The 26,208-nt window shown below is 62.5% G+C and carries 19 protein-coding genes and 1 tRNA gene; 9 read left to right on the top strand and 11 right to left on the bottom strand.

All coding sequences use genetic code 11. The features are described from left to right. Positions 1-134: 134 nt before the first annotated feature. Positions 135-2,600, bottom strand: a complete 2,466-nt coding sequence (locus tag VNH11_05700) for a phosphoketolase family protein (GenBank protein ID HVA45864.1) — start codon at positions 2,598-2,600, stop codon at positions 135-137. 206 nt (positions 2,601-2,806) lie between these two features. Between VNH11_05700 and VNH11_05695 the strand changes: the two genes are divergently transcribed. Next, positions 2,807-4,009, top strand: coding sequence for an efflux RND transporter periplasmic adaptor subunit (locus tag VNH11_05695; protein ID HVA45863.1), 1,203 nt, complete (start codon positions 2,807-2,809; stop codon positions 4,007-4,009). 51 nt (positions 4,010-4,060) lie between these two features. Continuing rightward, positions 4,061-7,273 (top strand): multidrug efflux RND transporter permease subunit, encoded by a 3,213-nt coding sequence (locus VNH11_05690; GenBank protein HVA45862.1) that lies wholly within the window; start codon positions 4,061-4,063, stop codon positions 7,271-7,273. A gap of 42 nt (positions 7,274-7,315) precedes the next feature. Here the strand turns inward: VNH11_05690 and VNH11_05685 are convergent, their stop codons facing one another. The 7 genes from VNH11_05685 to VNH11_05655 form a co-directional block, all read right to left on the bottom strand. Beyond that, on the bottom strand, positions 7,316-7,528 hold the full coding sequence (locus VNH11_05685) for a hypothetical protein (GenBank protein HVA45861.1): 213 nt from the start codon (positions 7,526-7,528) through the stop codon (positions 7,316-7,318). Positions 7,529-7,641: 113 nt separating this feature from the next. Continuing rightward, a tRNA-Cys gene (locus VNH11_05680) sits at positions 7,642-7,713 on the bottom strand. A 221-nt stretch (positions 7,714-7,934) separates the two neighbouring features. Continuing rightward, positions 7,935-8,519 carry a hypothetical protein gene (locus VNH11_05675; protein ID HVA45860.1) on the bottom strand — a complete coding sequence of 195 codons (585 nt, stop codon included), beginning with the start codon at positions 8,517-8,519 and terminating at the stop codon, positions 7,935-7,937. After that, a complete protein-coding gene (locus VNH11_05670; protein HVA45859.1) occupies positions 8,498-8,734 on the bottom strand; it encodes a hypothetical protein in 237 nt (78 codons plus the stop codon). The genes VNH11_05675 and VNH11_05670 overlap by 22 nt, the downstream gene beginning before the upstream one ends. Before the next feature lie 164 nt (positions 8,735-8,898). Beyond that, entirely contained in the window at positions 8,899-9,270 is a 372-nt protein-coding gene (locus tag VNH11_05665) for a hypothetical protein (protein ID HVA45858.1), read from the bottom strand. Further along, positions 9,271-12,804, bottom strand: a complete 3,534-nt coding sequence (locus VNH11_05660) for an efflux RND transporter permease subunit (GenBank protein HVA45857.1) — start codon at positions 12,802-12,804, stop codon at positions 9,271-9,273. 4 nt (positions 12,805-12,808) lie between these two features. Next, a complete protein-coding gene (locus VNH11_05655; protein ID HVA45856.1) occupies positions 12,809-14,191 on the bottom strand; it encodes an efflux RND transporter periplasmic adaptor subunit in 1,383 nt (460 codons plus the stop codon). 460 nt (positions 14,192-14,651) lie between these two features. Between VNH11_05655 and VNH11_05650 the strand changes: the two genes are divergently transcribed. From VNH11_05650 to VNH11_05640, 3 genes are all read left to right on the top strand, one after another. Next, positions 14,652-14,894, top strand: coding sequence for a hypothetical protein (locus VNH11_05650; GenBank protein ID HVA45855.1), 243 nt, complete (start codon positions 14,652-14,654; stop codon positions 14,892-14,894). Between the two features lie 587 nt (positions 14,895-15,481). After that, complete coding sequence (locus VNH11_05645; protein HVA45854.1) at positions 15,482-17,278, top strand: TolC family protein; 1,797 nt, start codon at positions 15,482-15,484, stop codon at positions 17,276-17,278. A 12-nt stretch (positions 17,279-17,290) separates the two neighbouring features. Continuing rightward, positions 17,291-18,475, top strand: coding sequence for a hypothetical protein (locus tag VNH11_05640; protein HVA45853.1), 1,185 nt, complete (start codon positions 17,291-17,293; stop codon positions 18,473-18,475). Positions 18,476-18,527: 52 nt separating this feature from the next. Here the strand turns inward: VNH11_05640 and VNH11_05635 are convergent, their stop codons facing one another. The 3 genes from VNH11_05635 to VNH11_05625 are packed head-to-tail and all read right to left on the bottom strand — an operon-like array spanning position 18,528 to position 21,503. After that, complete coding sequence (locus VNH11_05635; protein ID HVA45852.1) at positions 18,528-19,874, bottom strand: amidase; 1,347 nt, start codon at positions 19,872-19,874, stop codon at positions 18,528-18,530. A gap of 6 nt (positions 19,875-19,880) precedes the next feature. After that, on the bottom strand, positions 19,881-20,837 hold the full coding sequence (locus VNH11_05630) for a hypothetical protein (protein HVA45851.1): 957 nt from the start codon (positions 20,835-20,837) through the stop codon (positions 19,881-19,883). A gap of 3 nt (positions 20,838-20,840) precedes the next feature. Beyond that, the gene (locus tag VNH11_05625) at positions 20,841-21,503 is read right to left on the bottom strand and encodes a sigma-70 family RNA polymerase sigma factor (protein HVA45850.1); all 663 of its coding nucleotides are present in this window, start codon (positions 21,501-21,503) and stop codon (positions 20,841-20,843) included. 340 nt (positions 21,504-21,843) lie between these two features. Between VNH11_05625 and VNH11_05620 the strand changes: the two genes are divergently transcribed. The 4 genes from VNH11_05620 (at position 21,844) to VNH11_05605 (ending at position 26,207) form a co-directional block, all read left to right on the top strand. Then, a complete protein-coding gene (locus VNH11_05620) occupies positions 21,844-23,430 on the top strand; it encodes a permease (GenBank protein HVA45849.1) in 1,587 nt (528 codons plus the stop codon). A gap of 55 nt (positions 23,431-23,485) precedes the next feature. Beyond that, the gene (locus tag VNH11_05615; GenBank protein ID HVA45848.1) at positions 23,486-23,680 is read left to right on the top strand and encodes a hypothetical protein; all 195 of its coding nucleotides are present in this window, start codon (positions 23,486-23,488) and stop codon (positions 23,678-23,680) included. A 12-nt stretch (positions 23,681-23,692) separates the two neighbouring features. Then, entirely contained in the window at positions 23,693-24,757 is a 1,065-nt protein-coding gene (locus tag VNH11_05610; protein ID HVA45847.1) for an FHA domain-containing protein, read from the top strand. Between the two features lie 241 nt (positions 24,758-24,998). Beyond that, positions 24,999-26,207 (top strand): hypothetical protein, encoded by a 1,209-nt coding sequence (locus VNH11_05605; protein ID HVA45846.1) that lies wholly within the window; start codon positions 24,999-25,001, stop codon positions 26,205-26,207. Position 26,208 lies beyond the last annotated feature (1 nt).

The following is a 26,208-nucleotide window of genomic DNA, read 5'->3' as shown; positions in this document are numbered from 1 at the left end:
AACACCAAGTGCCGGTTGTAGAAGTCGTGATCGAGCGGGCCTGACGGCTTGGCTGCGGTCTTTTCAATGCGTTTCGATTCGACGGAACGTGCGATTTTGGCCATGTAAGGACCTTTGTTTCATGGGTGGAACGGCTAAGTATTGTCCGCCGCCGTCGAGGTCTTCGAGGTCGTCGCCGGTCCGGCACCGGTGCGTCCCCACTGCCAGCCGCTGATCGCCGGCATGTCGTCGCCGTAGCGGTCGATGTACTGCTTGTGCTCGATCAACTTTTCGTTGATCGCCTGCTTGAAGTAGGCCGCCTTGGCGCCAAGCTGCGGCAGCCGGTCGATCACGTCGTTCACCAGATGAAACCGATCGAGTTCGTTCAGCACCACCATGTCGAACGGCGTGGTCGTCGTCCCTTCTTCCTTATAGCCCCGGACGTGCAAGTTTTTGTGGTTCGTGCGCCGATACGTGAGCCGGTGAATCAACCACGGATAGCCGTGGAAAGCAAAGACGATCGGCTTGTCTTTGGTAAACAGGGAGTCGAAGTCAAGATCGGAAAGCCCGTTGGGATGTTCCGTCGCCGGTTGCAGCTTCATCAGGTTCACGACATTGACCACGCGCACTTTCAACTCGGGCAAGTGTGTGCGCAGCATTTCAACCGCGGCCAACGTCTCCAGCGTGGGCACGTCGCCGCAGCAGGCCATGACCACATCGGGCTCGCTGCCTTTGTCGTTGCTGGCCCACTCCCAAATGCTGATGCCTTGCGTGCAATGCTTGATGGCCTGCTCCATCGTGAGCCACTGCGGCGCGGGTTGCTTGCCCGCCACCACGACATTGATATAGTCGCGGCTCCGCAAACAGTGGTCGGTCACCGAGAGCAGGCAGTTGGCGTCGGGCGGCAAGAACACGCGGATGACCTCGGCCTTCTTGTTGACCACGTGGTCGATAAAGCCCGGATCCTGGTGGCTGAAACCGTTGTGGTCTTGCCGCCAGACGTGCGAGCTGAGCAGGTAGTTGAACGAGGCGATCGGCCGCCGCCAGGGGATGTGCTGGCAAACCTTCAACCATTTGGCGTGCTGGTTGAACATCGAGTCGATGATGTGGATGAACGCCTCGTAGCAGGAAAAGAATCCATGACGGCCCGTGAGCAGATAACCTTCCAGCCAGCCCTGGCACTGGTGCTCGCTGAGCACTTCCATCACACGGCCGTCGGGGCTGAGATGGTCGTCATCGGGATAGATTTCGGCCATGTAGCAGCGGTTCGTGACTTCGAGCACGTCCTGCCAGCGGTTCGAGTTGTTCTCGTCGGGGCTGAACAGGCGGAAGTTCTGGCTGTCGAGATTGAGCTTCATCACGTCGCGCAGGAACTTGCCCATCATGCGGGTCGATTCGGCCATGCTGGCGCCGGGGCTGGATACCTCGACCGCATAGTCGCGGAAGTCGGGCAACTTCAGATCGCGCAACAGCAGGCCGCCGTTGGCGTGCGGATTGTCGCTCATCCGCCGCTCGCCTTGCGGGGCCAACTCGGCCAGCTCGGCCTGGAACCGGCCGTTCTCGTCGAACAGCTCTTGCGGCCGATACTTTTTCATCCAGCCTTCGAGAATGCGAATGTGCTCGGGCTTGTCCATGTCGCCCATCGGCACCTGGTGGCTGCGCCAGTAGCCTTCGCACTTTTTGCCGTCGATCTCCTTCGGGCAGGTCCAACCCTTGGGCGTGCGGAAGACGATCATCGGCCAGGCCGGGCGGGTCACGTCGCCGTTGGCCCGAGCGTCGGTCCAGATATGCTTGATCTCGGCCACCACTTCGTCGAGCACTTCGGCCAGACGCTGATGGACCTCGAGCGGCTCGTCGCCCTCGACGAAGTACGGCTTGTAGCCCATGCCCTCGAAGAACTTTTCCAGCTCGTCGTGCGGAATGCGGGCCAGAAAGCAGGGATTGGCGATCTTGTAGCCGTTGAGGTGCAGAATCGGCAGCACGCAACCGTCGCGGGCCGGGTTGATGAACTTGTTGCCGTGCCAGCCGGTGGCCAGGGGGCCGGTTTCGGCTTCGCCGTCGCCCACGACGCAGGCCACGATCAGGTCGGGGTTGTCGAAGGCGGCGCCGTAGGCGTGGCTGAGCGCGTAGCCCAGCTCGCCGCCTTCGTGGATGCTGCCCGGCGTTTCGGGGGCCACATGGCTGGGAATTCCGCCGGGGAAGCTGAACTGCTTGAACAGCCGCTTCATTCCCGCGGCGTCCTGCCCGATGTTTGGATAAACCTCGCTGTAGGTGCTCTCCAGGTAGGCGTTGGCTACCAGCGCCGGGCCGCCATGCCCGGGGCCGATGACGTAGATCATGTTCAGGTCGTCGCGTTTGATCACGCGATTGAGATGCACATAGAGCATGTTCAGCCCCGGCGTCGTGCCCCAATGCCCGAGCAGCCGCGGCTTGATGTGCTCTCGCTTGAGCGGCTCTTTCAAGAGCGGGTTGTCGAGCAGGTAGATCTGGCCGACCGAGAGATAGTTGGCTGCCCGCCAGTAGGCGTCGATCTTTCGCAACTCCTCGGTCGAAAGGGCGCCGCGCGTCGCAGCCTTGTCGCTTTCATCGGATTTCCGTCGCCGTTCGGTGGTGGTGGACATAAGTCACATTCCTTTGAGTGGTGGATGTTTGGTGGTTCCGTGCCAGCCTGGGTCGACGAGCGAATCAAATCTGAAATCGGCCAAACGGGAGTCATTATACGAAGAGAGATACTCGTTCGATAGCCGATTGCACGTCACGCGGGCCGCCTTATACTGAAGCGCGAACGAAGACACTCGACGCGGGTGGTCATTACTTGGAGTCAGCGATGCAATCGTTTGCCGATCGTTTGCCAATCATTTGCGCCGTTCTAGCGCTGCAGGCAGCGGTCGGTTGCGAACGCAAGCACGTCGAACTTGAGCCGACTCCGCCGCCCACCGTCACCATCAGCCAGCCGATCGACCGCGAGATCAGCGACGACCACTACTTCATCGGTCATACCGAGGCGATCAAGGCGGTCGAAGTGCGAGCGCGGGTGAGCGGCTTCATCGACAAGGTGGCTTTCACCGACGGAGCGATCGTCAAGGAAGGCGACCTGCTGCTCCAGATCGATCCGCGGCCGTTCGACGCGGCCGTCGCCCGCGACGAGGCGGCCCTGGCCTCGGCCAAGGCCCGGGCTAAACGGGCCGCCGCCGATCTGGCCCGTGCCGAAAAGCTGATTAAGAACAAGACCATCACGCAGGAGGAGTACGACCGGGTCATCGCCGACGAGGCCGAAGCGGCGGCGTCGGTGAAGCAGGCCGCCGCCAATCTGGCCACTGCCAAGCTCGATCGCGAATATTCCACCGTCACGGCGGCCGTCGGCGGGCGCGTGAGCCGGGCGATCATCACCAAGGGGAACCTCGTCAACGGCACCGCCGGCAACGCCACGCTGCTGACGACCATTGTGCCCGTCGATCCAATCTACGCCGCGTTCGACGTCGATGAGCCGACCATGTTGCGCGTGGGGGCCAGGGCGCGCGACCCAAACCGCACGCCGCCGGTGGTCGAGATGCAATTGGCCAACGAAACCGGGTTTCCGCATCGCGGACGCATCGACTTCATCGACAACAAGGTCGATCCGGCCACGGGCACCATTCGTGTGCGGGCGGAGTTTCCCAACGCCGACGGCGTCCTTACGCCCGGCATGTTCGTCAACGTGCGCGTTCGGTCGCCTGAGAAGCGGCCGGCGCTGTTGGTGAGCGATCGGGCGGTAGGCATGGACCAGGGCCGAAAGTATCTGCTCGTCGTCGGGCCGGAAAACAAAGTTGAATACCGCGAGGTGGCGACGGGGCCGCTCGTCGATGGTCTGCGGGCGATCGAAAAGGGGCTGAAGCCCGGCGAGTGGGTGATTGTCAACGGCCTGCAACGCGCCCGTCCGGGCAGCACGGTGCAGGCGGAGAAAACGGCAATGCCGCTGCCGGTGGAAGTGGAGGCAGGTGAGGAGACGCAATCGGCTGCCTCGGACGCGGATCCTACCAAGAATCTGTAGGGAAACCGATCAGAACCGAAAAACCAAAGACCTAAAACCAAAGACCCTTCCTTGTTTTCACGCTTTTTTATCGATCGGCCGATCTTCGCGGCGGTGCTGGCGATTGTCACGGTGATCGCCGGCACGATCGCCGTCGTGGCTCTCTTGCCGACGTCGCTCTATCCCGAGGTCGTGCCGCCGGTGGTGCAGGTCACGGCCAGCTATCCGGGCGCGAATGCCCAGGTGGTGGCCGATACCGTGGCCGCGCAGATCGAGCAGCAGGTCAACGGCGTCGAACGCATGCTCTATATGTCGTCGCAATGCACCAACGACGGCAACATGACGCTCGACATCACGTTCGAGCTGGGCACCAACGTCGATATCGCCCAGGTGCTGGTGCAAAACCGCGTGGCGATCGCCGAGCCGAGATTGCCCGAAGCCGTGAAGGCCCAGGGCGTGACCACCAAAAAGAAATCGCCGGCGATCTTGCTGGTGGTGAACCTGTTCTCGCCGGAGGGCCGCTACGACCAGCTCTATCTGAGCAATTACATGACCGTGCAGATCAAAGACTCGATCGCCCGTTTGAAAGGGGTGGGCGACGTCAAGATCAGCGGCGCCCGCGATTACAGCATGCGGCTTTGGCTCGATCCGACAAAGCTGGCCACGCGCAATATGGACGCCAGCGACGTGGTGCGGGCGATTCGCGAGCAGAACGTGCAGGTGGCCGCCGGCCGCATCGGTGCTCCGCCCGTCGCCGCCGGCACCGATTTTCAATACGCGGTCAACACGCTGGGCCGGCTGATTTCGCAGGAGCAGTTCGAAGAGATCATCGTCAAGACAAATGCCGATGGCACAGTCGTGCGGCTGCGCGACGTCGGACGGGCAGAGTTGGGCGCCCAGAACTACGACGTCGATTCGAATCTCGACGGCAAACCCGCCACTTCGCTCTTGGTCTACCAGTTGCCCGGGGCCAACAGCATCGACATCGCGAACCGCGTGTATGCCGAAATGAAGCTGCTCAAGCAACGTTTTCCGGAGGGAATCGAGTACGGCATCTACTACGACACGACCGACTTCGTGCGCAAAAGCCTGGAAAGCGTGGTGCATACACTGCTCGAGGCGTTCGTGCTGGTGTTCATCGTGGTGCTGGTGTTCTTGCAAAGCTGGCGGGCCACGATCATTCCGCTCTTGGCCGTGCCGGTTTCGCTTGTGGGCACCTTCGCCGTGATGCATTTGCTCGGCTTTTCGCTCAATAATCTCTCGATGTTCGGGCTGGTGCTGGCCATCGGCGTGGTGGTCGACGACGCGATCGTGGTGGTCGAAAACGTCGAGCGGTGGATCGAGCACGGTCTGTCGCCGCGTGAAGCTTCTTATAAGTCGATGGAGGAGGTGACGGTCGCCGTTATTGCCGTGGCCTTTGGCTTAAGCGCGGTGTTCATCCCGGTGGCATTCATTTCGGGAATCTCGGGCCAGTTTTATCGGCAGTTCGCCTTGACCATCGCCGTTTCGACGTTGATCTCGGCCTTCAACTCGCTTACGCTCAGCCCGGCCTTGACCGCGATCCTGCTCAAACCGAAAACCGCCAAGCGCGACCCGCTCACCTGGCTGCTCGATTCGACGCTGGGCTGGTTTTTCCGCGGTTTCAACCGGGTGTTTAATTGGACCACCGACGTTTACGGCCACCTGGTGACGTGGTGCATTCGCGGCGCGGTCGTCTCGCTGGCCGTGTATGCGGGCTTGATCGGCCTGACGTGGCTCGACTTGCAGCGGACGCCGATTGGTTTCATTCCGCAACAAGACCAGGGATACTTGTTCCTCAACGCCCAGTTGCCCGACTCGGCTTCGCTGGAGCGCACGTCGGCCGTGTGCGACACGTTGACGAAGATCGCCTTGAAGACGCCGGGAGTCGCCCACACGGTCGGGCTGCCGGGTTACTCGATGGTCAACGGCATCAACCTGGCCAACGTGGCCTCGGTGATTCTGGTGCTGGCGCCCTTTCACGACCGCGAGAACGATCCGGCTCAAGGCGCCGATGCGATCATCGCCAGCTTGCAGCGCGAGACACGAGGCATTCAGGAGGCGTTGGTGGGCGTGTTCAACGCGCCGCCGATTCAGGGGCTGGGCACGACCGGCGGCTACAAGCTTGAAGTGCAAGACCGCGGCAGCACGGGCCTGGCCAACTTGGAAGGCGCCACGCTGAACATGATCGACACGGCCCGCGGTCAGCCGGGCGTCGTTGCCGCCATGACCAGCTTTCGGGCCAACACCCCTCAGTTGTATGTCGACGTCGACCGCACGAAGGTCAAGAACATGAACGTGGCCTTGAACGACGTCTTCGACACACTGCAAATTTATCTCGGCTCGGCCTACATCAACGACATTACCTTCCTGGGCCGCAACTGGCAGGTCTACGCGCAGGCCGACACGCAGTTCCGCCGCCGGCCGGAAGATATTGCGAAGCTCAAAGTGCGCAATTTCAAGGGCGACATGGTGCCCTTGGGCACGATGATCACGGTCAAAGAGATCGGCGGGCCGGCCGTCTACAATCGCTACAACATGTTTCCGGCCGCCGAGATCAATCTGGTGGCCACCTCGGAGGTCAGTTCCGGCCAGGTGATCGATATGGCCGACGAAATCGCCAAGAAGGACCTGCCCGCGAGCATGGCCTATCAATGGACCGATCTGACCTTCCAGCAGATTCTGGCCGGCAACACGGCCATCTACATTTTTCCGCTCTGCGTGCTGTTCGTTTTCTTGACGCACGCGGCCGAGTATGAAAGCTGGACATTGCCGTTGGCAATCATCTTGATCGTGCCCTTGAGCGTGCTGTTTGCCCTGATCGGCATCAATCTGCGGGGCATGGACAACAACATCTTCGCCCAGATCGGCTTTGTCGTCTTGATCGGGCTGGCGGCCAAAAACGCGGTGTTGATCGTCGAGTTTGCCAAGCAGCAGCGCGAGCATCATGGCGCGAATCGTCGCGATGCCGCCATCAACGCGGCCAAACTTCGGCTGCGGCCGATCTTGATGACCTCCTTCGCCTTCATTCTGGGCGTGGTGCCGCTGGTGATCGCCAAAGGGGCCGGCCACGAGATGCGGCAACAACTCGGCACGGCCGTATTCAGCGGCATGCTCGGTGTGACGCTCTGCGGAATTTTTTTGACGCCGGTGTTTTACGTCGTCCTGCAGGCCGTCTCCGACGCGTTCGGCGGCAGCCATCCCTCACAGCCTCCGCACCCGCGTGAACCGATCAAAGACGAGGCTTTGACGGTCGCGGCCGATTAGTCGGGGCGGCAAACTGACCGCAGACAATCTCACGATTCCGTACTACTGGTTGCCGGGGTGAAGGTGCTGCTCGATCGCATGCAGCACCTTCAAGACGTTCTCCCCGGTCAAGGTCCACTGCTTGTCGCTTCCGCGCAGCCCCACTCTGATCGAGCTGCCGTCTTCCGACACGTGGACGGTGGAAATGTCGTCCAGGTTGACGAACAGCGTGCCGGGATAGCCGCTGTCTCGGCCCAGCTTCAATGACATGAACATGCGAGCGTGCTCAACGGGGGATGCCAGCCTTATCTCTTGCCCTCAATGGCTGAGGATACCAGGAGGCTCTCCGACAGTCCATATTTCAGAGTTTCCCGCTCTTACGGCGTAAGAGGCGCTGGTGGGAGTCGAACCCACGATGGCGGATTTGCAATCCGCTGCCTTAGCCTCTTGGCGACAGCGCCTAACTTTTTCCCTGACGAAACAGCCTACCAGCCAGCAATCAAGCGGGCCAGTCTGGCCGAAGAACTGCCACAGCTTACCGCAAAACACGTAATCAGCAAACTGGAAACTATTATTCCGACGTGGCGAATCGGCCGCAAGAGGCTATAGTTCTCGCAGTCGACGGTGAGGCGTTTTGCCACGAAGAAAAGCGGTGGCTCGGGTGCCCGCCATGAATGTCTCACTACTCGCCGCGAGAGGTATCAATCGTCTGGGCCTCGCGTTGCAGCCGATTCCACAGTGGCTCGACCCCGAGCTGGGCCGACCACTGATTCAGGTATTGAAGATCCATCGTTCCCCGCTGCACCTCGTAAACGTGCAAGGCGTCCTGGAATTGCTTTTCGCTTCCGCCCGATAATTCCGACCACCGCAGCTTGGCCAGGATCGTGTCCTCCGGACTGGAAACGATGATCTGCCTGGATCCTGCAATCTGGCGGCGCCGACGTGCAAATCGAGACTGATCGAAGGGGTCGTTCTTCAAGATCCAAAAGTCAACCTTGTCGCCGCCGGCAATGTCGAGGAGGTTGAACATCGATTGATTTCGGATCGCGCCGAGGATGCTCTCTTCCGACAGATAAAAATCCGGCGGCGGAAACGCATCCAGTAGGAGCCCGGCTTTCTCCACCGTCAGGGACACGACCAAGTCGATGTCGTGCGTCGAACGTGGTTGGCCGAAGAGGCTGGAGGCGATCGACCCGGTGACCATGAAGTCGATGCCGATGCGATCGAGCACATCGACGACGAGCGCTAGTAGTTCTGGTTGTGACACTTCGCGAGCCGGTCAAGAAACAGCCGATGGAACGCGGCCTCATCCATCTCAGGAAATCGCTCACGTAACCCCTGCCGAAAGAGTTGCTTGGTCATTTCCGACAGTTCAAACGCCTTCGCCAAGCGTTGTTCGGGCGTCATTTGCCGCAGCACCTCGATATAACGGAGATGGTTCGGCCGCGGTTTCGGATCCCGCGGCGGTGTTTTAGAGGACATGATGACCATCCTAGCCGGCTTGACGTGGACGGGCAATGGATGCTGAACATAGGCATTATTCCGACATGGCCAATCGGCCTCAAGAGGCCAAATCGCTTCGGCCTCGCGTTGCAGCCGACGCCGCGATTTCAGGTCTTGGGCCGGTGGCTGCGACGATCTGCCGTTCACGCGCGGTGGGGCTGAGAGGCCAACGACCGGTCCGGCGTCGCGAACCAAATGATCTCACCAATGGTCGGATCTCGCCCAAGCTTGTCCCACGCTTCACCGACCTGATGGAGAAGCTCGTCGACCGGCGTAGAGAGCACGTCGAACTCGCGACCATTTGGAGCGGGAAATTCCGCGACAAGTTGCCCCGAGGCGAGCAGATCGGAAAGTAGAGCAAACGTAAAACAACGCACGTACTTCTTGTCCGTGGTGCCCAAGAAACCTTGCACAACCCGGACGATCGACCAAAAGCCAAGATGGTCTTCTTCGCCCTCCGCCACGATTTGAGCCTTCACCGATTCCACGCCACGCATGGATGGCGTGATGCCCACCTAATGCGCCATTTGCCCGGCTTCGGCCGAGACCTCCCGGTGCCCGTAAAAGCTGTAGAGCACCGGCATGAGATAGCGCGTGAGCAAGAGCGTGCTGATCATGCCGCCCACCACCACGATCGCCAGCGGCCGCTGCGTTTGAGCGCCGATGCGGGTCGATAGCGCCGCGGGCAAGAGGCCGAAAATGGCCGTCAATGCCGTCATCATCACCGGCCGCACACGTTTCTCAGCCCCCTGCATAATCGCCTCTCGCAGCGTCAGCCCGTGATAACGCAACTGATTGAAATACGAGATCAACAGCAGCCCGTCCATGACCGCCACCCCGAAGATCGAGATAAAACCGACGGCCGCCGAAATGCTGAAGTTCGTGCCGGTCAACAACAACGCCCAGATGCCGCCCAGCGACAGCGCCAGCACGTTGGAAAAGACGAGCAAGGCGTCGATCATCGAGTGGAAGGCGAGATAGAGCAAGATGTAAATCATGCCCAATGAAATCGGGATGATGTACATCAGCCGGTGCTCGGCCTCCTGCATTTCCTGGAACTCACCGCTCCATTCGGCCCGGTAGGGCGACTTGAACAGGTCGGCCGTGTTTTTCTGGGCTTCCGAAACGGCGCCGGCCAGGTCGCGGCCGCGGACGCTGAACTTGATGGCGATGAACCGCTGCCCTTGCTCGCGAGAGATGGTCGATGCGCCGGAGCGGATGAACCGCCCTTTGGGATCCAAATACCCTTCGTCGTCGAGCGGGGTGACCAGATCTCGCAATCGTCGGCGGGGCTGGCGATCGAGGTTCGTCGGCGTGCCGCCGATCACGCTGCCGGCGAACGACGGCGGCGAAACGCTGGTGCCGCTGGTGGCCAGGTTGCCGGCCGCCGAAGTTTCGTCGGCCGGAACGCTGTCGGACGGCGAATCATCGTCGGTCTGGTTGTTCGACACGTCGACCGGAATGTCGAGAATCGTGTTCACGTTGTTGCGCAGCCGCTCCGGCCAGCGAAGCGTGATGTCGAACCGCTTCTCTCCCTCGATCATCTGGCTGAACGCCTTGCCGCCGATGGCAATTTCCACCACGTCTTCCACGTCGCTGATATTGACGCCCCAATAATTGCACTTCTTCGCATCGACCGGGATCTCCAGATTCGGCTGGCCCATGACGTGAAACACGCCGACGTTGGCCACGCCCGGCACCGAGGTCAGGCGGGATTTCACCTGGTCGGCCAGCCGCTCGAGCTGGTTCAAATCGGGACCGAAAATCTTGACGGAGTTGTCGCCTTTCACGCCCGACAGCGATTCCATCACGTTGTCGCGAATGTTTTGCGAGAAGTTCCAGTTTACGCCGGCAATACTCTTATCCAGTTCGGCGTTCATCTCGGCGATCAACTCTTCTTTCGTGCGAGAACGCATGGCGCCGTACCAACGCCGCCAGCCCGTGACGACTTGGTTGCTCGGCCAGGCGCCGCGCGGCTTGAGGGGAACAAAAAACTCGACGTTGTAAAAGCCCGTCGGATCGGTGCCGTCGTCCGGCCGGCCGGTCTGGGCCACGACGACTTCGACTTCGGGATACTTCTGCATGATCTTGCGTGCCGTCTCCGCCTTTTCCGCGGCCGCGTCGAGCGAGATGTTGATCGGCAAGGTGGCGCGAATCCAAAGATTGCCTTCTTCCAGTTCGGGCATGAATTCACGGCCCAGCAGCGGCAACATGCCCACGGTCAGGGCGAACAGAACTCCCATCACGGTCAAGGTAATGGCGCGATAACGCAAACAGCGGTCGAGCTGCCGCAAGTAGCCGGTCTTCAGCCACCGCACCAGAAAATTGTCGGGCGCCGGCTTAAGGTTCTTGAACAGCAGCAAGCAGAGCACGGGCGCCACAGTGAGAGCCAAGATCAAGGCGCCGCCCAGGGCGAAGGCATAGGTATCGGCCATAGGGCCGAAAATCTGCCCTTCGGGCCCTTTCATGGTGAACAAGGGAAGAAAGGCGCAGACCATGATGGCCGTGGTGAAGAACAGGCTGCGCTCCACTTCCCGGCTGGCCCGCAGAATGCGATCTTTGAGCGGCAAGTCGGAATACTCGCCGGAGCTCAAGTGGCGATAGATGTTCTCCACCATGATCACCGACGAATCGACGATGATGCCGAAGTCGACCGCTCCGATCGAAAGCAAGTTCGCCGACTTTCCCCGCAAAAACAAGATGGCGAAAGCGAACAGCAGCGCCAGCGGAATGTTGATGGCCACAATGAACGCGCTGCGTACGTTGCTCACGAACATCAGAAGAATCAACGACACCAGGCCCATGCCGACGACCAGGTTTTCGCGCACGGTTTCCGTGGTGACGTCGATCAGTTTGGTGCGATCGTAATAGGGATCGATTTGCACGCCGGGCAAGAGCTTGCCCTCGCTCTTATTGAGCTCGTCGATCTTGGCTTCCAAGTCGTGCAAGGCGGGCAGCGACGCTTCGCCTTTGCGCAGCAAGACGATGCCCTGCACGCGCTCGCGCTCGTTCTGCCAGACCGTCTCGCCGCCGCTGGTTGTTTCAATTTCTCCCTTGGCGTTCCGCTTGGGCGTGCTCAGGCTGACTTGCCCCAAGCGCGGCTGATGATTGACGATCACGCCGTGGACGCCGATGTCGTCGCTATACCGCAGCGAAGCGCCTTCGATGACGTTCTCGACGCGGATCGGCAGGTTGTTGTAGGCCGTGAGCACCGTCTGACGGATGCGCTTCAGCCGGCGGTCTTCCTCGCTGCGCAGATATTCGGCCGCGTCTTGCGGAGTGCGGGCGTTGAGCACGTCGGTCGATCGGGCGGGATCCTGTCCCAGGCCGATCAGCCCGATGGCCCGCACATTGATCACGTTCTCGCCCTCGAACAGGTAGTTGCCGCCCACGTTGGCATTGCTGTTGGTGATGGCGTTTTGCAACTGGTCGAGCATGATGCCGTAGTTCAGCAACTGCTCGGGATTGGGGTGAATTTCATATCGCTTGACGGTGCCCCCGCTGCTGACCACGTCGATGATTCGCGGCACGCGGCGAAACTCCCGTTCCAGCACCCAGTCTTGCAGGGCCTTCAGATCGTTGAGCGTGTAAAGATCGCGGCCGGCCACGTCTTTGGGACTGCGCAGCGTGTAGCGCAGGATCTCGCCGGTCGGGCTGGTCGGCGACAACGCCGGTTGCACGCCCGACGGCAGGCCGTCGACAAACTGCAAACGATTGATCACCTCCTGGCGGCAGCGAAGATAGTCGAAGCCGTAATCGAACTGGTTGCGCATGTGCGACAAGCCGAACAGCGACTTGGTGCGCGTGTAGGTAAGGCCGGGCATGCCGGCCATCGCCACTTCCAAGGGAATCGTGACCTGGCGTTCCACCTCCTCGGCACTGGCGCCCGGATATTTGGCGATGACCTCGATGATGGCCGGGGCCGGATCGGGATAGGCCTCGACGTTGACGTGGACGAAGGAGTACGAGCCGACCGCGATCAAGGCCGCGCCGAACAGCAGCACGACAACCGGGTTGGCCAGCGCCCATTGGATCAGCCGATAGGCCATCGCGTCATTCTCCCTCGCCGGTGCCGGCGCCGCCGATCGACTGCAGGTTGCTCAGCACCTGATCGAGTTCCAGGCCTCCGCGCATGACCACCCGCTCGCCGACCTTCAAAGGCCCGGTGCCTTGCTGGCGTTCTTGCTCGTTCGGTTCGGCGCGAATGAAAATGCGGTCCTTGCCGCGCCGCGTGACCGCCACCACGCGCCGGGTGATCTCGTGATGGAGCGGGTCGGTCTCGACGAACACAGCCTCCTTTCCGCCTTCTTCGACCAGGGCCGACGTCGGCACGGACACCATCGTCGGGTCGGCCGGCAACTCGATCGTCGCCCTGACGAACTGGTTCACCCGCAGCTTGCGGTCGGCGTTGTTCAACCATCCGATGACGGGGCCGGTGCGCGTGACCGAGTCGATGACGTCGCCGATCAGCTCGAACATGCCCGGCCGCTGAGGGTCGTTGGGATCGCTCTTCAGGTCGATTTTCCAGTGACGTTCTTCGGGCTTGAGCTGCTCGAGCACCGGCAAGTCTTCTTCATACACGTAGGCCAGCACTTGCAGCGTAGTCAGGTCGGCCACCTTGAACAAGTTGTCGGTGGTATCGACGACCTCTCCCACATTGACGTTTTTTTCGATCACGATGCCGTCCATCGGGGCCCAGATTTGCAGCTCCGACCACGTCTTGGCGGCGGCGGTTTCCTGTTCGTTGCTGCGAAGCTGCTTGGCTTCCTCCTTGACCTCGTCGATTTCCTGCTCGGTGAGCCGCCACGAGCGCAAGGTGCGCTCCGCCGCGTTGACCAGGATCTTGTCGGCCTCGACGTTGCGTCGGGCTTCTTCCACCTTAAGCTCGGGCACCGTGCCAGGGCCCGCCCGCAGCCGGCGGTTGAGCACCATCTCGTCCAGGCCCAGTTTCGATAGGGCATCGACCAGTTCGCTTTTTTTCTGGCCGATGTCGGTGCTCCATACGACCGCCAGCAGGTCGCCCTTCTGGATCGGGTCGCCGTAGCGCAGCAGCCGCATGGTCAGCTTTCCGTCGAGATCGCGGGCTTTCGTGGCGCCGAGTTGCACCACTTCGCCGGGAAACCGCGAATGGATCGGCACGAGCCGGTTTGGATCGACGCTAAGATAGCCGGGCAGCTCCAGCGGATCGGGTTCGGGAGCGGCTTGGACGGGCTCGGTCTTCAAATCAATCGCTTTCATCGCGTCTTCGGAAACAATCAGCACATTCGGGTCGCCTTTCTTCAGCTTGAACAAGACGCTCCCGTGAGGTTGGATGATCGGTTCAGGCGGCTTCAGCAGGGCCCGCAACCTGGGATAGGTGATGGCCGCCGCGAGCACCACCAGAGCAATCGAAACGACGGTAATGAGCTTGTGGCGAACTCGCATGACGCGGGACATGTTTCCGTTTTCTGTGCGTTCTCTGGCGGGCCGAGGGCGGAGCTTTCCAACACTTCGAGCGTACCACACCGCGGCGAACACCCGCAAACCATCATGCTCATCGGACGGAGCGACTCGCAAGAATGGGCAGTTGCCGCGGATTCGCGATTTTCCGCCGGAGATTTCCAAATCGCAAGGAAAGTCCGCGTTCGAAGCCGCAGCCCTAGGGTGGGACCAGCGAGCTTGCGAGCGCCGGCCCACCGTAATGGAGGCGTTAGGCGATGGGCGTTAGGCGTTAGAGTACGACGTTCCCATCGTCCCTAACGCCCAACGCCTATTGCCCAACGCCGTGAACAGCCATCGCGAACGCCTCACTGCCCGCCGGGTGAGGTATGACCGACATAACCGGCAAGTTTTCTGTAGACCGCCATCCCGATGGCCGATGTCTCAAAGCAGGCATGACGGCAAGGAGGCAAGACGAATGGCACGAAAAGCTCCACGGCGGTTAACGGGCGGTGTGTCGGACCAGCAGGGCGATTCGCCCGCCAGTCCGGCGACCGTCAAGGTGACTCTGCATCTCAGCGTTTCGACGGCTCAACGTTTGGGCGTCGAGTCGGCAATGCGGCGGGTATCTCAGTCGGCCATCGCCGAGGAAGTGCTGGCCGCTTATCTCAGCCGCTGGCAATTGCCCGATGTGCCCGATAGGGACCGCAAAGCCGGCTGAAAAAAGGTAGACGGTAGACAGGAGACGGGGACGGAACTCATGACCCGTCCACCGTCTACCTTGTTCCCTATTGAACGACCGATGACCGGAACCGATCACAAAAGGTGCGTGGATACTCGGTGATGCGTCTAGCACGGCTACTTCTGATGGCTGGCATTCTGCTGGCGAGCGGCTGCACCTGGCCCGTGCGCCAGCGCACCGATCAGACCGTGTGCCGCATCGCCAACCAGCCGTACGACGTGAAGCCGGAGAACGATGCGCAGATTGCGAAGCCGTCGGGCGTAACGGACGTGGCTCGAACAACGCGGGCGCAACTTCGGACCGGGCAAAAGCCAACCAGTTCCACGGCGAGAGCGACGCGCGCCGGCGGCCCGGCAGGCGGGACGCCTACGCCACAGCAGAAGGCAGGCGGGACGCCTGCCGTGCGGAATGAATTACGTTTCGCCGCGGACCCAAAGGCCGCTGCCGCGGAGGTGCCGCTCGACGTACGATCCGCCGCCTGGCTTGAATCGCCGGCCGACGTCCGTGGTCCATTGTCCGTCGTTAGTGGCGACGGACCACGGACTACGGACCACGGACCACCCACGATGGCACAGAGCGTGGCGTGGTCGCAGGCGCCGGCCGACGGGCGCACGTTCGATGTCAAAAAGCTGGAATTGAACATCCCGCCGCGATTGCCCGGTTCGGAGGCGCCGCGCGTCGAGCTGCCGCGGGACAGGCTGTCGCTGGAGCATGAGATCGAACAAATCTATCCGGAGCTGCCGCCCATTCCGGTCGAGCCGCGGCCGCTGCCGGGGCCCGAGGGCAGGCCCTATACGCTGACCGAGCTGCAGCGCATCGCGGCGGCCAACAGCCCGGCGCTGCGGCAAGCCATCGCCGACGTCCAATCGGCCTTGGGGTCGTTGACGCAAGCGCGCACCTACCAGAACCCGACCGCCACCTACTTCGCCGATCCGACGAACAACAACTCCACCACGGGCGTGCAAGGCATCGGCATCGACCAGGTGATCACGACGGGCGGCAAACGGAAACTGAACGCCGCCGCGGCCGAGAAGAATTACGAAAACTCGCAACTGGCGTTGCGGGCCGCTCGCAACAACCTGGCGACTCAGGTGCGACAGGCCTATTTCGCGCTGTTGGTCGACAAGGAGACGCTGGCCGTCACACGCGCCGTGGCCCGCTTTACCGATGAAATCTATCGGCTTCAGGTTCGATTGGTGGAGTCCTCCATCGCGGCGGGCTATGAGCCGGCGTCGCTGCGGGCCCAGGCCTTCACCACCCGGCTGGCCTACCAGCAGGCGATCGCCACGTACACCTACGACTGGAAATCGCTGGTGGCGTTGTTGGGCCTGCGCCAATTGCCCTTGACGCAGGTCGCCGGACAAATCGACCGCTTCATCCCGTATTACGACTACGATCAGGTGTCGGCCTACGTGCTGAACAATCACACCGACATCCTGACGGCGCGCAACCTGGTGCCCCAAGCCAGGTACAACCTGAAATTGGCCCAGGTGACGCCGATTCCCGACGTCGACGTGAGTTACAAATACGCGCGCGACTGGACGGTGTCGCCCTTCGGCACTTACAACCAGTTCCAGCTCAGCATGCCGCTGGCCATTTGGGACAAGAACAAGGGGAACATCATCGCCGCCCAGGGCGCGCTGATCCGGGCCACCGAACAACAGCACAACGCGGAGGTCAATCTCTCCAACAACCTGGCCAACGCCTATACCAATTACCGGAACAACCTTTATTCAATCGACTACTACCGCCGGTATATCCTGCCCGACCTGGTGCGCTTCTACCGCGGCGTCTATGAGCGGCGAAACGTCGACTCGGAAGCCGTGAACGTGGGAGACCTGGCGTTCGCCCAGCAGAATTTGTCGCAGAACGTCTTGGGCTATCTCGGGGCGCTGGGCAGCATGTGGTCGTCGGTCGTGGCCATGGCGGACTTCCTGCAGACCGACGATCTTTTTCAGATGGCTACTCCGCAGCCGCTGCCGGAGTTGCCCAACTTCGACGAGCTCTCGCGTTGGGCCTGCGGGCACGCGCACGTCGCGGCGTCGTGCGGAGTTGATGCAGCTCCGGTCCCGGCGCGCCGGGATGGCGGAGACTGGCGGTCGCCTTCGGCGACCGGCTCCCCGTCACGGAGTGCCGGGGCTACTTTGGGCGGAGAGTCGCGGTCGCCGAACGCACGCGCGACGGTGGCTGGGGGAGAGCCTGGCCAGGCAACCGTCGGAAGTGCTAACCGACTTCACGGCCAGGCGATGCCCCGGCTCGAGGCACCGGGGCATCGCTTAGGCTCTGCCCCAGCCACCGCAGCGAGCTCGCGGCGCGAGACGGCGACCGCCGCGGCAAACCACCGTCGAACAGAGGATCACTAAAGGACGATTTTCATGGCGCGAATGGCTAGACAACGATGGACGTTGGTGCTGCTGGCCGCGGCGCTTGTCTGGCCGGCGGCACCCGCCTTGGCGCAGGCGCCGCTGCCGGGCCGGGCGCGCATGCGCCCGATCGCAAGGTCATCGCAGGCGCGCCGTTTCATCGCGGAGCCCATGAGTGAAGAGATCGCTCCTCCCTCGCCGAACTTCGAGCAGCCCCGGATTTTGCAGTCGCTGCCCGAGCTGCCCGATCAGCCGGCCTCACTCTTCCAACCGGCGCCGCCCCCGGGTCCGCCGGCGCCCGACTGGGAACACCCCTATTTCGAGCGCGACCCCTTGCTCGATCCCGTCGACTGGCCGCGCTCCGGCTGGTTTGCCGACGCGGAGGTCAGCGTCATCAAGACGCACGTCAATTTCTCGGTGCCGATCACGACTGGTCTTGGCACCACGGGCGTTGTGCAGCTCAGCCCGGCACGCCTCAATTGGACGGCGGCGCCGCGCCTGGAAGTCGGCTATCGGCTCCCTTCCGGTTTCGGCGAGATCTCCATTTCCGACCGGTACTTCAACGCGATGGGCAGCGATACGTTCCTGGGCCCCGACGGCCCGGCCGCGCGGCACACCGAATTCATGGTCAACTACACCGACATCGACTATGCCAGCCGCGAGCTGACCCCCAATCCCGGCTGGGGCCTGAAGTTCCGCGGCGGCTTAAGGGCGGCCCAGACGTTTCTCGGCACGCGAGTCGACGAGTCGCTCGCCCAGGCGGCGGCGGGCAGCCGCGTTTTCGCCCAGCGCGAAACCAACCGTACCACCGCCTTCGGCCCGCACTTCGGCGTCGAGGTCGATCGCCGTTTCGCACGGCAAGGGCTGACCTGGGTCAATCAGGTCGACGTGGCGGAGATGTTCACGCGCGTCCGGCAAGAGGCGTTCGCGGCGACGACCACCGTGACTCCCACGGGCTTCGACAGCGGCGACACGGTGACCCACTTCCTGCAGTACGTTCCGGTGCTGACCGCGCAAATCGGCGTGAGTTGGCAGCCTCCGCGCTGGGCCAACAGCCGTCTTTACGTGGGATATATTGGCCAGTTCTGGTATCAATTCGGAACGAACTCCAACGTGTCCTTTGGGCCTTTCCTGCAACCAAAGTACACGCAGTTCGACAACCAAGGCATCACGTTGCAATGGAGTTGGAATCACTAAGGCGGATGATTCATCGGCCCGCGTTTGTGTGGGCCGGTGGATAACGCCACCGCTACACGGCGGGCCGCTGTTCGAAGTTCAGCGTACGCTCGCACCAGGCGGCCGCGGAGAGGAGTCGGGCCTCTTCGAAGGGACGGCCGACGATCTGCACCGCCAGCGGCAGCCCATCGTCGGCCAGGCCGCAGGGAAAGGACACCGTCGGATAACCGACGTAGCTCCAGGGAGAATTGAACTTGGGGTCGCCGGTCGTCTCGATGCCGGGCGCGGTCGAGGTCGTGGCGGGCGTGACGAGCGCATCGTAGTCAGCAAACGACGTCAGCAAGTCGCGCTGTAATTGCCGGCGATGAACCAGCGCCGCGGCGTAGGCGATTGCCGTAACCCGCGGTCCTTCCTCGATCAGCGAAGCAATGTTTGGCCCGTATCGATCGCGGTGCTTCTCGAACATCGGCTGATGGTATTCGGCCGCTTCCACGCCCATCATCCGCCGGTGCAAGGCGGTCACTTGGGCAAAACTGCCGGGCAGCTTCACCATGCCGGTCATCGCACCCGACTGCTCGAAGCGTCGAGTCGATTCCGCCAGCGCGGCCGCAACCGAGCGCGGCAGCCCGTCGGAAAAGTAGGCGTCGTCCACCAGTCCCAGACGCGGAGCGGCCGCATCCCGGCAGCGGTCCACATAATGATCGACGGGCACATCGACAGTGGTGGCATCGAGCGGGTCGTAGCCGGCGATCACTTCCAAGATCGCCGCCAAGTCGCCGACCGAACGCGCGATGGGACCGACGTGGTCCATGTGCCGGCTGAGCGGCACGACTCCCTGGCTGCTGACTCGGCCGAACGTCGGCTTGCAGCCCGCCACGCCGCAATAGCTGGCCGGCCGGGTAATCGAGCCGCCCGTCTGCGAACCGATCGCTCCTAGACACATGCCCAGCGCCACCGCAGCGGCCGAACCACTGCTCGATCCGCCGGGCGTGCGCGCGACGTTCCACGGATTGCGCGTCACCGGCGGATCGAAGCTGGCGAATTCGGTGGTCACCGTCTTGCCGAGAAGAACCGCGCCGGCATTTCGCAGCCGGGCCACCACCGTGGCGTCGCGCTGGGCACGGTGGCCGGCATGCAAAGAAGAACCGGCCAGCGTCGGCCAGCCGGCCACGTCGACGATGTCCTTGATGCCGATCGGGATGCCGTGCAGTCGACCGCGGTACTCGCCGCGCGCGATTTCGTCGCCGGCCCGGCGTGCCGCATCGCGGGCACCCTCGGCATCGACCATCACCCAGGCGCGAATGCGAGTCTCGTGCGCGTCGATCTGCGCAAGGCATCGTTCCACGAGGTCCACGGGCCTCAAGCGGCCGGAACGAATGTCGGCCGCGGCCGCGAGCAGCGTGGGTAGATCGTTGGGCATAACGATCTACTCGGCGGGAACAAGTTGGAACGTGACCGGCCGGGCCGAGCTGCGGCCGATCACCGCGTCGTCGGGGCCAATGCCCGCGCCGACGTAGCCGTGGCCGTTGATGTAAATATGGTCACCGCAGCCCGAAAGCTGGCAATGATCGAGAAACACCACGTGCAAGTCTTCGAAGAGCACGTTCTGGCCCGCTCCGCCGTGATTGGCGCTTCGGCCGCCGGACGCTTCGCCCGGTGCGTCGGCCATCAAAGCGAAGTTCGAGCGTCCGTGATTGCGGTGCCCGCGGTAGCGGCCATGCTCGATGTAACCGAACGTATAGCCGTAGCTGCCGCCCATTTGGGCCTGTAGCCGCGGCAAGTCGGCGGCGGGTGCGTTCATAACCTGAACCATCGTCGGCACGGTGAAGGGACGGACGTCATCGGCCTGCCGAGCGGCGGGACAGACAAGCACGTTCGGCCCTTCGATGAGCTTCAGTTCCGCCAGTGTCGGACCATAGCTTCCGGCCACGGCCAACGGGCCTTGTTCGGGCACCAACGGAAAGAAGCCGCCGTTGAAATCGCTGTATTGCCCCATCGCCACGCCGATGGCCCGCAGGTTGTTTTGGCAGGCGGTGATGCGGGCGTGCGAAAGGCTATTGGCGATGGCCGGGAACATCAGCAGGCAGGCGGCCAGAAAAATGCCGCCGCCCACGATCATGTCTTGCACGCGCCAGCCGCCCACCGGGGCCGGCAGGGCGGTGTTCTTGGCCGCCGGCGCTCGGGCCGCGACATAGTTGCAAGTCCGCGCGGCCAGTCCGCCGGGCGGCTCAAATTCGTCGCCGTCGTCAAGCAACACCAGTTTCCGTCGCAGCTCGGCCAGATCGTGCTGCAGTTCGACATCGGTAAAAAGCCGGGCCTCGACCTCATCTTGCTCCGCCGGCTCAAGTGCTCCCAGCAGGTAGCCGAGCAGTTGGTCACGCATGGGCTAGTTCTCTCCGGACGGTTGTGCGTGGTTCCACGCCTCGTGCAACTTCAAAATGGCCGCGTGCAAGCGGCTCTTGACCGTGCCGACCGGAACATCCAGTATCTCGGCCGCTTCACGGTACTTCAGCCCCTGATAGTAGATCAACGTCACGGCGCTGAGCAGCGTCGGCGGCAACTCGCTGACCGCCTTGCGCACCCACGCCCGCCGCTCATCGCTCTCCATTTGGTCCGCCGGGCCGACCTCTTTGCTGACCAGCAAATCGACCAGCGTCCCTATTTCTTCATCGTCAGCCGAGCAGCGCCGGTCGAGGCTCACCAGCCGGTGCCGCTTGTTGCGGCGTTGGGCGTCGATCGCCTGGTTGGTGGCGATCATGTAGAGCCAAGGCCGCACTTTTTTGTCCGGCTCGAACTGGTCGCATTTCAGGTGCAGTTGCAAAAACGTGCCCTGGAAGGCGTCTTCGGCCATCACGGGGTCGCCCAAATAGCGCCGCAAGTAGTTGTACAACTCCCGCTCATAACGTTGCACCAACTCGGCAAACGCCAGCTTGGCTGCCGACTCGCGATAAGCCGACAGAAGTTCCTCGTCGGTCATTTCCGACCAGGTGCGGCTTACCACATAGTTGGCTCGCTGATTGGTTCGTGTCCGTTCGATGGTGTAGCTCATGATTCGTTACGCACCCGTCGGCTCACAAGTTCGACCGGGCCGGCAAGAATTATTGCCGACTTTTGCCCGGAGATCCAGAGAGCCGCTTCCTTGATTAGTTACCGAAACCGTTCCCCATCTTGCCGCCACGGGGGCAAGGGCTGACATGCCCCACATGGTTTTGGACGGCCTGGGAAGGCCATCCTCCTTTTTTGACGGCCTGGGAAGGCCATCCTCCTTGATGTTCGCTTTGAGGTGCCAATTTGACAGGCGGCAGTTGGGCGTCCTAGACTCACGCCACCCCTTTTGCAAAGGGCGTGCCTCGATAGGAAACGCGCTGTTGAACCGCTACCGTCCGTTCGTGTCTGGCGACGTTAACGCCTTTTTCGGCTTGATGTTGGATAACGTCGCCAACCTCTTGCTCTGCGTGGGACTGCTTTCCGCAACTTACAAATTTCCTGCAACCTTTGCCCTCCGCACGATGTTGCCCGGCACGGCGGTCGGCGTGCTTGTGGGCGACCTCATCTTCACTTGGATGGCGGTCCGTCTGGCCCGCCTCAGCGGCAATAAGACCTTGACCGCCATGCCTTTAGGAATCGACACCCCCAGCACGCTGGGCATGGTGTTCTTTGTGCTCGGCCCGGCCTTCCAAACTGCCCGCGAGCGTGGTGTGGATGAACTGGCCGCCGCCCAAAACGCCTGGCACATCGGGATTTGCACGTTGCTGGCCAGCGGACTGTTCAAATTGGCAGCCGCCCCCGTCTCCGGCTGGATACGCCGCGTGGTGCCTCGTGCCGGGCTGTTGGGATCGTTGGCCGCCATCGCCTTGGTCCTGATCAGCTTTCTTCCCTTCATTGAAGTGATGCAGCATCCCGTGGCCGGCTTCGTCTCCTTGGGCATCATTTTGATGACGCTGGTGGCCCGTTTGGCCTTGCCCGCCCATCTCCCCGGCGCCTTGCTGGCTTTACTGGTCGGCGGAGTCGTCTTCTATGCCATGCGTGCGGCGGGCCTGACCCCGGCCGGTCCGCTCGCCATCCGCCCGGCCGACGCTCTCTGGCCGACCGAGTGGCTGTCGGCTTTTCGCGGTCACTGGATGTCGGCCTGGAACGACTCGCTTGCCTATCTGCCGGTGGTTCTCCCGTTTGCGTTGGCGACCGTGGTGGGCGGAATCGACTGCACCGAAAGCGCGGCCGCGGCGGGCGACGAGTACGACACGTCGGGCGTGATCGCCGTCGAGGCGGTCGCCACCTTGGCGGCCGCGTTTTGTGGCGGTGTGATCCAGACGACGCCTTACATCGGGCACCCGGCCTACAAAGCGATGGGTGCCCGTGCCGGCTACACGCTGGCCACCGCCCTCGTCGTGGGCAGTGCCGGGCTGCTCGGCTACTTCGGGTATCTCTACGTTTTCATTCCCAAGGCGGTTGTCTTCCCGATTCTGGTTTTTGTCGGCCTGGAGATCGCATCGCAAAGCTTTCGCGCCACGCCGCAGCGGCACTATCCGGCCTTGGCCTTTGCCTGCCTGCCGGCTTTGGCCTCGCTGGTGATGATTTTTGCGGACCAAATCCTGGGTGCGACGGGGCACTCGCTTGTCTCACTGGCCCAATCGCCGGGCACCGCTTCGCTGGCCGAGGCGCTGCAAACGCTGCGCACGCTCTCGAACGGCTTTGTGATCACCAGCCTGTTTTGGGCATCGACGCTGGCGATGCTCATCGACCGCCGCTATTGGTCGGCCGCCGCGTTCCTGTTGTCGGCGGCGGCGTGCAGCTTGTTCGGCGTCATCCATTCGCCGCTGCCGGGCAGTCCCCTGGCATTGCCCTGGAGCCTGCCGCTGGACTCTTTGCCGTCGCCCGCCGTTCAAACACCGATGGTCATGGCCGCCTCGTACTTCGCGATGGCGACGGTCGTTTTGCTCGGCGGACTCTGGCTGGCGCGGCACGAGCGGTCGTAACCCTGGCCCCTGACGGTTCCACGCGCACGCGGTCCATCACCCAAATGTCGGCCCCTTGCAGGTCTTTGATCTGGCTGGTGGTGAGCAGCATCAGGCCGCAAAAGATGGAGCTTTGCTGCGCGATCAAGAGCGACGCGAAAGCGATTCCCAGAATGATGCCCACGTATTTGCCTTTGTTGCCGGTCAGCGTTTTCCGCGTATGATAGGTACACGGATTGGGAAAGGCCGCAACTCGCCAGCCAACGTTTGATCCGAGGAACCCATGTCGTTTGTCCGCGTTGTCTATTACAGTGCCTTGGCTGGCGGATGGGGGGCCTTTGTCGGCTGGCTGGTGGCAGAAATCCTGTTCTTTCAGTCGGGCGAGGCCGGCGGACCGGCGCAGGTCGCGGCCATCGGGGCATTGGTCGGCGCCGCGATCGGCTTCGCCCTCAGTGTGGTCGCCGGGATGGCCAATGGCCGCTTATCGCAAATCGCCCTGCGCGCCTTGCCGGGCGTCGTGGCCGGCGGTTTCGGCGGCGCCGTGGGCAGCTTTGTCGGCGACTTGTTGTATCCCTTTCTGGGTCGGGCACCGGGCTGGATGATCGTCGGCATCGGCATCGGCATCGTCGAGGGACTTTATGAGCGGTCCGCCAGCAAGTTGCGCAACGGCCTGATCGGCGGCGCCCTGGGCGGGCTGCTGGGCGGACTGTTGTTCGATCCGCTGCAACGCTGGGTCGCCCACGGCTCCGGCATGTCGAGCCGGGCCATCGCCTTCGTGATTCTGGGCATCGCCATCGGCGCGCTGATCGGACTGGTGCAGGTCGTCTTCAAAGACGCCTGGCTCACGGTGCTCGACGGTTACCGGCCAGGACGGCAAGTGATTCTCAGCCGACCGGTCAACTTCTTGGGTCGCGGCGACCACTTGCCGCTTCCCTTCTTGGGTCCGATGAACGCCGGCCTCGAATCGGAACACGTCCGCATTGCACGGCAGCCGAATGGCACGTTCGTCGTCGAAGACAACCACTCGCAGCTCGGCACGCGGCTCAACAACCAACCGCTGACCGGCGCGACGCCGCTGAAAGACGGCGACGTGATCAAGTTTGGCACCAACTTCGTGCGTTTCAACGAGCGGCACCGCAAGCAAGGGCAAGAGCCGCTCACCACCGCTTTTCAAGGACAGGTCAAAGCCGCGCCGCCTCCGCCGCCGGTGCATAAAGCGGCGCCCGCGGCCGCGAAGAGCAAAGCACCGCAGCCGACCACGGCGACGGCGCCGAAACCCGCCGCCGGCAACCGGCCTGCATCGCCGGGCAGTATTCCGCCGCCACCACCGCCCAGAAAGAAAAACTAAAGAGGGCGCGGGGACTTATACTTGACGCGGGCAAGAATAAAACGTTTTGCTGCGACGAAAAGCGGTGGCTGGGGCAGAGCTTGGCCGGATAGCGGCTGGCGCCCTTCAATCGCGTGGCGGCCAAGCGATGCCCCGGTGCGTCCAACCGGGGCATCGCCTGGCCGCCGAGATGAACGAAGTGCCAGCCTCCACTTGGCCAGGCTCTGCCCCAGCCACCTCGGCTCTGATAGAAAGATGATATATGAATCTCCGCCGGCTGTTCTTGCAGACGATCGTCGATACCGCCTTGGCGGCCGGCCTGGTGTTGGCGCTGGGCGTCGTGTTTGCCATCGACCATCAGAAGCCGCCGGCAGAGACCCCCGGCGGCGAGGTCAAACTGCAAACCGTCGAGCAGGCGCAAGACGTACCGCCCGCCGGACCCGTGCGGCGTCTGCGGCTGGGCGTCACGCCGCTGCCGGGAGAAGGCTACGACGACATGGGAAAGTTGCTCGACAGCCTGGGCCAAGGTTACAAGTACACGTCGTTTCCGCTCGACGACTTGCGCAAAGGCGAAAAGCTGAGCGACTTCGACGTCATCTTTTTCACTTGTTCGGGCGTGCCGCAGTCGTGGTTGGGCAAGAGGATCGGCGACAGCCAGCGGAAGGGCGCCGGCGTGTTCGAACCGAACGTAGAGGTGCTCAAGCAGGTGTCCGACAACCTGCGCAACTTCGTGCTGGCCGGCGGCACGCTGTATGCCTCCGACCTGCACTACAAGCTCATTGCGCAGGCTTTTCCCGAAGTGGCCCAGCCCCAACAGGCCCAAGAAGGCAAGACGCAAAAGCTGAACGCCGAAGTGGTCGATGCCGGGCTGCGCGAGCTGATCGGCGGCGAGATGCCGCTGGAGTTCGACCAGGCCGGCTGGTATCCGGCGGCCTTCGAGGGCAAAGACGTCACGGTCTATCTCCGCGGCAAATACACCACCGACGCCGGCACGAGTCAGACCGCTCCGCTGATGGTCAAGTTTCCCGAACATGACGGCACGGTGATCTTCACGTCGTTTCACAACGAGAAACAGAACAGCGAGACCGAGATTAAGCTCCTGCGATACCTGGTGTTCTCCGCCGTCACCGCCGAAGTCGAGACGAAAGTCCAGCGGACGATGGTGCAGGGCGGATTCTCGCCGGCCAAGAAGAACCTGTTCAGCGCGTCGGCGGCCGAGCAATCGGCCACGAGCGTCTACCATGCCGACAAGCCCGGCCATTTGCAGTTTGTGCTCGGCTTTCAGAATGCCGGCGCGCAGCTCAGGTTGACGGTGGTCGCCCCCGACGGCAGCAAGCGCGAACAGCAATCGGCGAGCACGATTACGATCGACGTGCCCAACGCTCAGGCCGGCGACTGGAGCTACACCGTCACGGCCGTCAAGCTGCCGAGCGAGAACTTTCCGTTCACGGTCACGGTCGGGCAAAAGTAGG

The sequence above is a fragment of the Pirellulales bacterium genome (genome assembly GCA_035533075.1).
Lineage (GTDB): Bacteria > Planctomycetota > Planctomycetia > Pirellulales > JAICIG01 > DASSFG01.
This window is presented reverse-complemented; position numbering and strand designations above follow the sequence as displayed.